9 protein-coding genes and 1 pseudogene are annotated in these 12,525 nt (G+C 54.3%); 6 read left to right on the forward strand and 4 right to left on the reverse strand.

Annotated elements, in window-relative coordinates:
- Positions 1-3: 3 nt before the first annotated feature.
- Positions 4-939: a ubiquinol oxidase subunit II gene (cyoA, locus tag FEZ62_RS13400; RefSeq protein ID WP_172928161.1), complete on the reverse strand. Its 936-nt coding sequence runs from the start codon at positions 937-939 to the stop codon at positions 4-6.
- A gap of 962 nt (positions 940-1,901) precedes the next feature.
- Between cyoA and FEZ62_RS13405 the strand changes: the two genes are divergently transcribed.
- From FEZ62_RS13405 to FEZ62_RS13430, 6 genes are all read left to right on the forward strand, one after another.
- Positions 1,902-3,353, forward strand: a complete 1,452-nt coding sequence (locus FEZ62_RS13405) for a hypothetical protein (RefSeq protein ID WP_172928163.1) — start codon at positions 1,902-1,904, stop codon at positions 3,351-3,353.
- A gap of 169 nt (positions 3,354-3,522) precedes the next feature.
- The gene (locus tag FEZ62_RS13410) at positions 3,523-4,476 is read left to right on the forward strand and encodes a LysR family transcriptional regulator (RefSeq protein ID WP_172928165.1); all 954 of its coding nucleotides are present in this window, start codon (positions 3,523-3,525) and stop codon (positions 4,474-4,476) included.
- Between the two features lie 610 nt (positions 4,477-5,086).
- Positions 5,087-6,673: an arylsulfatase gene (locus tag FEZ62_RS13415; RefSeq protein WP_172928166.1), complete on the forward strand. Its 1,587-nt coding sequence runs from the start codon at positions 5,087-5,089 to the stop codon at positions 6,671-6,673.
- Positions 6,674-6,834: 161 nt separating this feature from the next.
- Positions 6,835-9,291, forward strand: coding sequence for a fused MFS/spermidine synthase (locus tag FEZ62_RS13420; RefSeq protein ID WP_172928776.1), 2,457 nt, complete (start codon positions 6,835-6,837; stop codon positions 9,289-9,291).
- Positions 9,292-9,703: 412 nt separating this feature from the next.
- The gene (locus FEZ62_RS13425) at positions 9,704-9,976 is read left to right on the forward strand and encodes a CopG family ribbon-helix-helix protein (RefSeq protein WP_172928168.1); all 273 of its coding nucleotides are present in this window, start codon (positions 9,704-9,706) and stop codon (positions 9,974-9,976) included.
- Positions 9,964-10,257, forward strand: a complete 294-nt coding sequence (locus FEZ62_RS13430) for a type II toxin-antitoxin system RelE/ParE family toxin (protein WP_069900721.1) — start codon at positions 9,964-9,966, stop codon at positions 10,255-10,257. Before FEZ62_RS13425 ends, FEZ62_RS13430 begins: the two co-directional genes overlap by 13 nt.
- 33 nt (positions 10,258-10,290) lie before the next feature.
- On the opposite strand, the pseudogene FEZ62_RS20755 reads toward FEZ62_RS13430, so the two are convergent.
- The 3 genes and pseudogenes from FEZ62_RS20755 to FEZ62_RS13440 all read right to left on the reverse strand — a co-directional run.
- Positions 10,291-10,601: pseudogene (locus FEZ62_RS20755) on the reverse strand (IS3 family transposase); the annotation flags it as partial.
- Between the two features lie 402 nt (positions 10,602-11,003).
- The gene (ppa, locus tag FEZ62_RS13435; protein WP_069900723.1) at positions 11,004-11,531 is read right to left on the reverse strand and encodes an inorganic diphosphatase; all 528 of its coding nucleotides are present in this window, start codon (positions 11,529-11,531) and stop codon (positions 11,004-11,006) included.
- A gap of 78 nt (positions 11,532-11,609) precedes the next feature.
- A complete protein-coding gene (locus tag FEZ62_RS13440) occupies positions 11,610-12,452 on the reverse strand; it encodes a M90 family metallopeptidase (RefSeq protein ID WP_172928170.1) in 843 nt (280 codons plus the stop codon).
- Between the last annotated feature and the right edge of the window lie 73 nt (positions 12,453-12,525).

Raw genomic sequence — 12,525 nt, forward strand, 5'->3', positions numbered from 1 at the left:
TGATTACTCCTTGATACTTGCGTTCATGGGCATTTGCATGGGCTGCTTGCTGTTCATCCCGGCCTCAGCCTGATTGCCATCAAGCAACGTCGAGGGGCCGTGCATGTACTGCATGAGAATTGAGTGATAGAGCGTTGGGCTTACCGCCGCGAAGTACTGCACCGGCGCTTTTTCGCTGGGCTTTACCAACTGCGGATAATTGTTCTGATCCAACTGGGTGGGGGCGGCTTTGACCTTGCTGACCCAGGCATCGAAGCCCTTCTGGGAGGTGGCTATGGCCTTGAACTTCATGTCTGAGAAGCCGTCGCCACTGAAGTTGGCGGACAGGCCGTCGAAGCTACCTTCGTGGTTCGCGATCAGGTGCAGCTTGGTCTGCATGCCAGCCATGGAGTAAATCTGGCTTCCCAGTTGTGGGATGAAGAACGAGTTCATCGCATTCTGCGAGGTGATCTGAAAGCTCACCGGCGTGTCGGTCGGGAAGGCGATCTCGTTAACCGTGGCAATGCCTTGTTCCGGATAGATAAACAGCCATTTCCAGTCCAGCGAAACCGCCTGAATTACGATTGGCTTAACGTCCGAGTCGAGCGGACGGTAAGGATCCAGTTCGTGGGTGGTGGTCCAGGTGATAGTGCCCAGTACTGCGACGATTGCGCAGGGCACCAACCAGACAACCAACTCGATTGGCGTGGAGTGAGCCCAGTTCGGCTTATAAGTGGCTTTGGTGTTGGACGCGCGGTATTTCCAGGCAAATGCCAGCGTCATCACGATTACCGGGATCACGACTATTAGCATCAGCAAAGTCGCGGTAATAATCAGTGACTTCTCATCGACGCCGACCTGACCCTTGGGGTCGAGCAAGGTCATTTTGCAACCACCCAGCATGAGCAAGGGCAGCCACGTCAGTCGTTTCAGGTATCCAAGATACTGCTCAGTTTTCATCTTGCGGCCTTAATGGATGAATTGACCCCGGCGCCTGCCCTCTCTGTTCAGGGCGCCGATGCCGACACGGTCCTGACGGCGCTTGCTGTCGGACGTTTTTTTGCGCAAAACTCAGCTGCCGCAATAACGCCAGACGAAGTTGTCCCGTCCAGTTCTCGCGAGGCGAAACTGAGTTGTGCGCTGTTTGGAATATTGTTAGTCAGCGTATGCGTGACCCCGTGAGGGGTTTGCTGCGGACAATCCTTTGAGGTGAATCCCACTGAACGGTTTGAGCCGACGGGTTATTCAGCCACCACGAGCAATGCCTGCGCGTGGAGTTACCCTTCGCTGGCTCGTGTGGAATTTCACAGATCCGTATGAAGGGTGGCGCAATTATTACAAGTTATTGCGGTGGTAACTTCAAGTTACAAATAGCCAGCTGTGCCTCGATGAAGGCCCAAGATACGGATCTTTTCTGGCGATGGAAGTTTGTTAGGTCCCTATCAAATCTGGCCTGTAGCGACTTTTAAGCAGGCAAAATCGCACTCCGGAGGTGCGACGCCAGGTCGCAGCTTTGCTGTGGAAAACTGCTGCCAAATTGATCTGTGTCCATAGTTTTGTACGGATTTTCTGCTAAGGATGTCGCGCTACGTTGTCCGTTCAATGCCAGAGCAATGCGTTGTGGTTGACTTAATCGTGCCCGCGCATGGCTCATTCGCTCGCTCAAAATGCTGACTCAAAGGCAATCTGTGCCCTGCAATATTGTGCGCTTGGCGCTTCAGATTGGCATTTCGCGAACAGCAGTTAGCCACTCACATGCTCAATCTGAGTCTCAAGCTGCTGGAGGTCGCTCTCGGGGTTGCACGCATAGCCTGTGAGAATCTATTACATAATTAATATGCATTTGATAAATGTCTGATGCCGGCTGATTCTTACTTGCTGTTCTCCACCCACGCCTTATTCACCCAGACAAGTAAGTTTTTATGAGCCAAGTTGTTGCGCTACACCCATGGAAGAGAGCCGAGCACCTGACCAGTGAGAACAATAAATTACTGATTGATGGGGTTCAGGCCGAGTCGTTGATTGCTCAATACGGCTCGCCGCTTTATGTGTATTCGGAAACCCGCCTGCGTGAAAACGCGCTGGATATCCTCAGCAATTTCCGCCGCGAGCACGCCAACACCCGCGTGTGTTTTGCCAGTAAGGCGTGCGCCAATCTGGCCGTGCTTAAGGTCTTCAAGGATTGCGGTTTGGCGGTCGAGGTCAACTCCGGCGGTGAGTTCTACAAAGCCTGTGTTGCCGGATACAAACCTGCCGACATGGTGTTCAACGGGGTGGCCAAGCAGCGTGGTGAACTACGCGAGGTGATCGCGGCCGGCATTGGCGCTATCAACGTCGATTCGCTGAGCGAGGTCCAACGCATTCTTGAGGTGGCCACCGAGTTGAAGCAGCAGGCTCGCCTGACTTTGCGCATTATTCCCGAGATTCAGGGCGGCGCAGCAGCAGGCTGGCAAACCGGTACATCAAGCTCCAAGTTCGGCATGACCAGCCTTGAGCAAGCTGCCGCGATCGAGCTGATGGTGCAGCACCCGGATGCCTTGAAAATGGTCGGTGTGCACGCGCACATTGGTACTCAGGTAAACGACATAGCGATTTACGAGGCTGAGGCACAGTTCTTAATCGACTACGTCCGCCACGTTTGCGAGATGCTGCCGTACCCGCTGGAGCATGTGAACCTCGGCGGTGGCTTTCCGAAAAACTACAGCAGTGCGCAAGAGAACTTTAGCCGTGTGGCCGCGCATTACTGCGAAAACTATCGCACCAGTATCGACTTCGCCCAACTCTCCAGGCATCTGATCAAACCGATTGCTGCAGCGTTGGGCGAACAAATAGAAATCATCGTCGAGCCCGGGCGCAGCATGGTCAGCGACACGGCTATTTTGCTCAGTCGCATCGAAGCCAGGAAGCAGCGCCAGAACAATCCGGTGTATTACCTCGATGCCGGTTACAGCGTACTGTTCGACATCTATCACGGCTGGTATTTCCACATGGTCAACGCCTCGCGCGCGGACGATGTGCAAACCAAGAACTGTCGCATGGCCGGCCCGCTGTGTGACAGCAGTGACACCTACTACGACATCGAAGGTGAGGGCGCGGTCAGTTCTTTGCTGGCGGCTGAGCCTGCATTGAATGCGCATCGCAGCGTGCTGGAAAAGGTTCTGGTCAACCAACCCAATCTGCGTGAATTGCCGGCAGATACCGGCATGGGCGACATAATTGCCTTATTGGATGTGGGCGCTTATGCGCTGGAAAACATGACCGAATATTGTGGCCGCCAGGCTGCCGCAGCGGTGATGGTCGACTTGCAACAAGGCAGCCGGCTAATCCGCCGCCGTGCACAATATGAAGACCTGCTCAACTACGACGTCGACTGACCTGGCCACCTGCTGGTGCCATACCGAGAACGCCCGGCTCGCAAGACTCGGGCGTTTTTGATTTACAGGGTAAGGATGATGCATGACGGCTAAAGCGCGACGAGTGTTTGCCAGTACGCTGTTGCATGCGGTTTCGCCTACTATGACCGCTGGTTGGGTGGAGAATCGTATGCTGTCGCCGCGTGAGCGCTTGTTGCGCAATTTGGACTGGAACCTGCTGTACACATTTCTGGTGATTGTCGAAGAAAGCAGCATCACCGGCGCTGCGCGCAAACTCGCCCTCAGCCAGCCCAGCGTTAGCAACGCGCTGAAGCGCTTGGAAGCGCATTTGGGCATGCGCCTGATCCACCGCAAAAAGGGCATGTTCTCGCTGACGGAGCAGGGCTTGCGGGTGTACGAGTATGTGTCTTCGGCTGGCAGCATTATCGACTCAATGGCTGAGCAGTTCGCTGGTGAAGCCGATGCCGTACTTGGCGAGTTGCATATTCAGGTCGCCAGTCATGTCAGTTGCCAGTCTTTCGATGACACGCTGGTCAATTTTCATCAGCGCTACCCCAAAGTGCTGCTCACGCTCAGCTCGCAGCCGAGCGCCGATATTGTCAATGCTGTTGCGCATGGGCAGTTGCACATCGGTATCAGCAACAAGAAAACCGCCCAGACCGGCCTGCATTTCGACCTGCTTGGTTACGAGCAGATGGCCTTTTACTGCGGTGCTCGCCATCCGTTGTACGGCAAACCAGATCTCACCGCAGCGGATATGCGCGGCCAGGCCTATGTCTCGTTCGAGAGTGATCAGCCAGGCGATGGCCTCAGTGCGGTTAGCGCAGTGCGCGCCGAGTTGCAGTTTTGGGGCAAGTTGGTTGCCGTGTCGCCCAACGAGGAAGAAGTGCGCCGCCTGATCCTCGCCGGCCTTGGTTTTGGTGCATTGACCGTCGAAGGCGCCAAGCCCTTCGTCGAACAGAAGATTCTTTTCCAGCTACCACCCTACGACAACCTGCCTGTCAACGAGGTGTATCTGGTTACCCCGGAAAATCAGTTGTTGACTGACGTTGAGCAACTTTTTATTGCCATGCTCAGGGAAGCATCAGTGGCGGCGGTACGGGAGCGGTTTTTTAAATCTTAGGCGGCGGGTTGCTGTAAGTGGTGATTGCTGTTTAGTTCAGTGAGGCGGTTTAATGCTGATAAAAACAGTACTCTTTGAAGCGCAATGCTCATTACTGCTGCAGTTTGCTAATGCTACATTTTAATTACAGTCAGGCCGGATTTGCTTGGTCGTTTATATGTTTATCTCATTCTGAATATAGGCTCCAGCAGTTCTGCGTTTAATTAATAATTGCAGAGGAAAGTCGCCGCGCGCCAGTTTATGCGCCGCAATCCAATATGCCCGCGAGCTCCATGCACTTGCGACTTTGGCAGGAGATTGGCTGCGGACGGAACTAATGAATGTCGTCTACTTTGACAGGATTTGGCGGCTAATTTCTGCAAAATTGCAATGATTTCAATAGGCCATATTGTTGCCAATGATGGCACTTTCGAAACTGACGTCGATTCAATCCAAAAGGAGTGGCCTGTTTCTGACTTAACTAAGACTGAGCGTTGCAGGCGTGTTTATACTTTGAATTCGACTTGTTCCATCAGTAACTATGTTCTGGTGTAACGCTGAGCTAACTCAGCTGTCGAGCGAAAATCTATAAAAGTCTATGGTAATTATTTATCAATGGAAGGATCCAAATATGACTATGCAAGGGAAGTGGCTATCGGGGATCGCATTTGCTGTTGCAACCGCTATCGGTTCACCTACGGTATTGGCGGCAGACAAGCCTAATATATTGGTTATCTTCGGTGATGATGTTGGTGTTACCAATATCAGCAGCTACGGTGAAGGGATTGTGGGTTATGAGACGCCGAACATCGATAGCATCGCTAAGGAAGGTATGAAATTTACCGACTACTACGCGGAGAACAGCTGCACAGCTGGGCGTTCTACCTTTATCACCGGGCAAACCATTTTCCGAACAGGGCTGTCGAAAGTCGGCTTGCCGGGTGCCAAAGTCGGGCTTCAGGCGCGTGATGTCACTATTGCCCAGGCGCTCAAGTCGCACGGCTATGCGACAGGTCAATTTGGTAAGAATCACTTGGGTGACCGTGATGAGTATCTGCCCACCAATCATGGTTTTGATCAATTCTACGGCAACCTGTATCACCTCAATGCCGAAGAAGAACCTGAGCGTGCAATGTGGCCGAAGGATGATCAGGAGTTTATCAAGACTGCTTCCCCGCGCGGTGTAATCAAGTCTTCCGCTGACGGCAAAATCGAAGACACTGGTGCGCTGACCTCCAAGCGCATGGAAACCATTGACGACGATACAACCCAAGCCGCCATCAACTTCATGGAGAAACAGGTCAAGGCGGATAAACCTTTCTTCGTGTGGATGAACACCACCCGCATGCACATGTTTACCCATGTGCGTGATTCAATGAAAGGCCAGAGCGGCATGCCCGGCAATAAGTACGCCGACGGCATGATCGAGCACGACGGTGACGTGGGTAAGCTGCTCAAATCGCTGGATGATTTGAAAATCGCCGATGACACCATCGTGGTTTACACCACCGATAACGGCCCTAACCAGTTCTCCTGGCCAGATGCTGCCACAACGCCTTATCGCAACGAGAAAAACTCAAACTGGGAAGGGGCTTATCGCGTACCTGCGATGGTCCGCTGGCCCGGCCACATCAAGCCAGGAACTGTATCTCGCGAAATGTTCTCGGGTCTTGACTGGTTCCCAACCCTGTTGGCAGCCGCAGGCGATACAGACATCAAAGAACGCCTGCTTAAAGGGGCCGATCTTGATGGTAAGAACTTCAAGGTTCACCTTGATGGCTTTAACCAGCTTGATTACATCACCGGTAAAACCGACGAAGGTGCACGCAAAGAGTTCTACTACTTCAACGATGATACCGAGCTGGTGGGTATGCGTTTTGGTAACTGGAAGGTTGTCTTCTGCGAGCAGCGCGCGCCCGGCGGCATGAAGGTCTGGAGCGAACCTTTCGTGTGCCTCCGTCTGCCTAAGATCTTCAATCTGCGCATGGATCCGTATGAGCGTGCAGACGTTGTTTCTGACCAATACTACGACTTCCTGACCAAAAACCTGTTCATCACTGAGCAAGCGACTCAACGTTCTGCGAAGTTCCTGCAGACATTTGTCGATTATCCGCCAAGCCAGCTTCCTGCCAGCTTCAGCATCGACGAGGTCCGTGCTCGTTTAGACCAAGAGATCAAAGTCAAAATGGAAGAGGCCAAAGAGTCCCAGACTAACTGATCCATGCCAATGCCCTAGATCTTTGGGCATCTTCACAACCTGCAGCAGCCACCGCTGTTGCAGGTTTTTCTCTGTCTGATAAGGCCATTCAGATGTCGTCAGCCGCACGTTCATCCCGCGATCCCTCCGCTGGTTCCGTCCGCAACCCCAGCCCTACCTCGATGCCCCTTGCTGCTGCTCTGCTCTTCATTTCGGGCGCATCAGCGCTTGTCTATCAGGTGCTTTGGGTTAAACAGCTTTCATTGATCGTCGGTGTGGAGGTTTACGCCGTCACCACAGCAATCAGTGCGTTCTTTGCCGGGCTTGCATTGGGCGGGCTGGTTTTTGGTCGGTTTGCGGATCGCCTGAAACGGCCATTAAAACTCTACGCGGGCCTTGAGTTGTCGGTAGCTGTGTTTGGCCTAGGTGCGACGATTTTATTGGCGCAATCGGCAGGGCTGTTTGCCCGCCTCGAAAGCAACATAGGGCTGTTCGCCTGGCTGCTGCCATTTGCGCTGGTGGGGATTCCTGCGTTCTTGATGGGAGGAACCTTGCCGGTATTGATGCGCGCCCTATCACCACAAGATGGTCGATTTGGCGAGGCGGGCGGGCGGCTCTATGCGGCCAATACCGCCGGCGCCATCATCGGTACGTTGTTAGCCGCATTCGTGTTGATTGCGCAGTTTGGTGTGATTGGCAGCGCCGTCGCCGCTGCCATATTCAATGCGATAGCGGGCATTGTGGCCATGCTGGTGAGTCAGGCCGACAAGTCTCTGCCAGAAGCGGGCGCTTTTAAGCGAATACCGGCCACTGCACAGGCACGCCTGGCAATTGGGCTCTATTGCATCGCAGGCGGTGTTGCGCTGGGTTATGAAATTGTCTGGACACAGTCGATAGTGCCATTCATGAGCACGCGCGCTTTTGCATTCGCGATAGTGCTCGCCACTTACTTATTGGGGCTGGCAATCGGCAGCGCGATCTATGCGCGCCGTGCGGACCGTATCCGTGATCCTTGGGGATTGTTTGGCGTTTTGATTTCTCTGGCAGGGCTGCTTGCGCTGCTGCAAATCGCAGGCCTCGGCCGCTGGCTGATATTCGCTCAAAGCCAGGTCGAATTCTATGTGCTGTATATAACCAGCAACGAGCTCGCAGGCATGTGCGCGCGCTTCGCCATGGCCGCTCTGTGCGTCGTATTTTTACCGACCACCATTCTGGGCGCAGCATTTCCGTTGGCGTTGCGTCTTTCTGTGAATAAGGCACATGTGGGGCGTGATGTCGGCGCTGTGGTCGCGCTCAATACCTTGGGCGCAATATTCGGCGTGGCCTTGACCGGACTGGTGTTGATCCCCGCAATCGGCTTGGTGCACACACTCGGCGTGCTCGCGCTAACCGCCTGCGCCGTGGGTTGTATTGCCGCCTGGTTTGGCGCCGGTGTAAGCGTCGTCATGCGCCGCACAATCCAGTGCATTGGCTTGTTCACCGTTGTTTGCGCTGTTGTAACACCGCCGCAAAAGCTGGCAGAACTGCTGCCCGGTGCACGCAATGGCGAAATACTGTTTTATCAGGAAGGCCGCGGCAATACCGTGGCAGTAGTCAGCCAAGGGCGCGATGAGCGCAAATTCAATCGTCTGTATGTTCAGGGCGTATCGAACACTGGTGATGCAATGCCGTCGCTGCGTTACATGCGCATGCAAGCACTGCTGCCCTTACTGATTCACAACAAGCAACCCACTTCGGCGTTGGTCATTGGTTTCGGAACTGGTATCACCGCTGGGGCGATGCTGCGTTTCGACGGGCTGACAAAACCGGTAGTGGCTGAGCTTTTACCTGCCGTGCTGGAAGCCGCGCCCTTGTTCAAAGGCAACTACGGCGCTGCCCTCGACACACGGCTCGATATTCGTCTTCGCGATGGTCGCCGCGAGTTACTCAGAAATACCGATCCATACGATCTGATCACTCTCGAGCCGCCACCCCCTTCTGCCGCGGGCGTGGTTAATTTATATTCTCGTGACTTCTATGAACTGGCTGCCAGCCGTCTGCAACCGGGTGGTTTGGTCGCGCAGTGGTTGCCACTGCCAACCCAGAACAACGAAGACAGTCAGTCGCTGGTGCGCAGTTTCATCGACGTGTTCCCCCATGCGTCGCTGTGGACGACAGAGTTTCACGAGATGCTGATGATCGGCTCGCTCGACGAAATGCACCTCAATGTGCCGATGATTCAGCAGCGCTTCAAACAACCCAAAGTGATTAAGACATTGCGCGAAATCGGTATCGACTCCCCGGCAGCGCTGCTGGCGACGTGGGTAACCGATCGCGACGGCCTCGCACGCTACGCCGCTGATGCACAACCGGTAACGGATAACCACCCGCGCATTGAATACACCGGCTGGGTGCGCCCCAAGGAAATCACCCGCGTGCTCCCGACCTTACTCGCGTTGCGCAGTCCGCCTCCATTGGAGGGCAGTACAGCGGCCTACTCAGCTGAGGTCGATAACGAATGGGAACGCTTGCAACTGTTCTACTCCGCCGGCCTTAAAGCCTACAACAATGATCGCCCGGGCTGGGCACGCGATGTAAAAGACCTGATATACACCGATGGCGAAAATCCGTACTACCGCTGGTTTCTCGGATTGCCCTAGTCGAGTATCGGTATGTGCGAGTCACGTAGGACACTAATGGTAGAGCGTTGGTGATCTGGGTGACTTAGCAGTAACGATTCCGCTGCTATGCCTCAGCGACCCATGCCTCGGTGCGGGATTCTCGGTTTTTTTGTTGTATGTGCTTGGGCATAGTTCGAGGCTGTAGTTCCCGCTTTATCTGTGGTCTGAGGGCGCTTGGGTTTTCTGAAGTCATTAAGATGCAGGCGTGATGACTGCGTCCAATGAATTCTAAATTGTTGATTCATATAAGATAATTTTTAATATGCTTTTTGTTCCCTCATCCCGCATCTATTCTGCGGGGCATCGGCTGTCTTCTGGACTCATGGACAGATGAGCAGGGTGACTGATACCTTATCTAAAGGTAATACCTTTAGATAACGAGGGTTCAGTTATGGCCACTTCTATCAAAATTGATGACGAGCTGAAAAACCGCATTCAGCACTTGGCTGCTCTTCGTCAACGTTCATCCCACTGGATTATGCGCGAAGCCATAGCGCAGTATGTCGATCGTGAAGAAGCTCGCGAGGGCTTTAAGCAGGAAGCGTTGGCGTCGTGGGCAGCCTATCAGGAAACGGGTCGTCATCTGACTGGCCAAGAGGCTCGGGCCTGGCTCAATACCTGGGGTACTGAGACTGAGGCGGAGCTTCCTAAGTGCCACGATTGATCATCACTGAAGGTGCAGCCCAAGGGTTGGAGCGCTGTCGTCAGTTTCTTGTCGACAAAGGTCCGCAGATAGCACAGCGAGCGGCCCAAGCGATTGAGCGGCAATTTGCTCGTTTGGAAGGTGGCCCGGAAGTAGGTCGCCCGCTTTCAGAACTGCCGGAGTTACGTGAGCTCATTATCGAGTTCGGTGATTCGGGTTATGTGGCGCTCTATCGGCATGAGCGCGAGGATGATGCTGTTTATGTATTGGCCTTTCGGCATCAGAAAGAGGTCGGTTACTGAGCAAGCACCGAACATTGGACGCAATGTCTAATGCGCCTTGCTCATCGCTTTGATGGACGATTCCGCATGCAGGGGGGCGTGCACGTGATGACGAACAATGTTGTGCGAGTAAGCGTCTATCACCAAGCTCACGTATGCGACGTTTTTTGGGTGGCAAACAGGTCATATCCGCTACCCCCCACCTGTTCAGGTCCAGTAGCAGTCACTTGATCGATGCTCGGTTTTAATCGATTAAGGTGCCGGCGGAAGCGATGGTGGCTATCGGTGGTCTTCTGATAGGCGCATTTGCGCCGATCCAGTTGGAGGCTGACTCGCAAGATATCAAACAGCCGATCACGGCCGACTTTGCCCATCAGACCATGCTGCGCTTCCTGCTTCTGTCCCCACACTTTTATGCTGGATGGGACAGTTTTGGATAGCTGTTGATGGACAGGTATTAGGCTGAAAGCCTTGCTATGTATAGGTTCGGTGGGTTTTGTAGAAATCTGTAGGCATTAAAAAAGCCGGCTTGTGGCCGGCTTTTAGGGGGCGGTATCGAATCATTTTTGATGAATCGCTACCGCCGTATGCTGTGGCGCAAACCCTTGAGTTTGGCAGGGCGCTGACTTTAGCAAACTGGGCCTGTTCTGAACACCCTTGATCGGGGGTTGCTGATCAAACGGCAGGGTGGAGCGCGTTTTGTTCTGAGGTCCGCCGAATTTCGGGCACAAAAAAACCGGCTCTGGAGCCGGTTTTTCAGTTGTTGCTTAGTGCTTGTAAGCGGCAACAGCTTTGGTGATTTCAGCGCGGGCTGCTTCTGCGTCGCCCCAGCCTTCAACCTTGACCCACTTGCCTTTTTCGAGGTCTTTGTAGTTCTCGAAGAAGTGCTTGATTTGCTCCAGCAGCAGGGCTGGCAGGTCGGTGTATTCCTTGACGTCGACGTATAGCTGGCTCAGCTTGTCGTGCGGTACGGCAATCAGTTTGGCGTCGCCACCGGCTTCGTCGGTCATGTGCAGTACGCCAACCGGGCGCGCGCGGATTACAGCGCCTGGCGCTACTGGGTACGGTGTCACGACCAGCACGTCCAACGGGTCACCGTCGTCGGCCAGGGTGTTCGGGATGTAGCCGTAGTTGGCTGGGTAGAACATTGGGGTGGCCATGAAACGGTCAACGAACAGGCAGTCGCTGTCGTGGTCGATTTCGTATTTGATCGGCGCGTGGTTGGCCGGGATCTCAATGGCGACGTAGATGTCGTTTGGCAGGTCTTTACCAGCCGGAATCTTGCTATAGCTCATGTTGCGACTCCCAGGAATCGGCGAAAAAAAGTGGCGCGATTATAGGCATATTCGCGGCGCGTTGCTATGGCGTCCGGATTAGCCGTTGGTCGTGTGACCGCTGCGGTTTACCTGCGTGTGGTAATGCGGGTCGGCTGCATGCAGCGATTTCAAGCGTGCCAGCGGGTCTTGGCGATAAAACAGGCTGAACTGCTCATAGACCTTTGGATAGGCCGAGTGGAGCAGATCCGGGCCACTAAAGAAGTATTCGCTGCATACGGCAAAAAACTCGGCAGGGTTTTCCGCCGCGTAAGCATCGATGGACGGCGGTGAGTGCGGATGGTTATCCAAAAGCTGATTCAGGTGATTGAACGCGGTTTGCATGACCTCTGCCCACGTTTCGATATGCATGTTGTCATGCAATGGCGGATGGCCGTTGGCGGAGCCATTGAGCATGTCGAGCTTATGCGCCAGCTCATGGATGATCAGGTTGTAAGCCTGCCAGCCGCCACTGCTGCGCACGCCCGGGTACGACAGGATGATCGGGCCTTGCAGCCACGCCTCGCCACTGTGTGTGCCTTGCCACTCATGAACCACTCCGCTTGCATCGCGGTTGCGCTGGGGGCTGAGAAAGTCATCCGGGTAGAGCAGGATTTCATGGAAGCCCTGATACCAGTTCAAATCTTCGCTGAGCGCCAGCAAAGGCAACTCTGCCTGCGCGGCAAGCGTTAGCCGGTCAACTTTGCTTAGTTCTACACCGGGCAGGTAATTGAGGTGTTTCTGATCCAGAAACACCACGGCGCGGTCGCGCAGGCACTGCAGTTGCTCGGCATCCAGACCATCCAGAATCGGCAGACGCTTGAGAACCTCGGCCCATGCCTGCGGCTCAACCGGGTTGTTCTTGAGGATGTGTCGGCGGCGCAAGTCACTGAACAACCACATGGCAATTTATCCGGATTGGGGAGTCTCACCATATAGCGCGGTGCCATTTGCGGCAAGGCGGCACAAAGGCTGC

It is taken from the genome of Pseudomonas sp. MS19 (assembly GCF_013277615.1).
GTDB classification, from domain to species: Bacteria; Pseudomonadota; Gammaproteobacteria; order Pseudomonadales; family Pseudomonadaceae; genus Aquipseudomonas; species Aquipseudomonas marincola.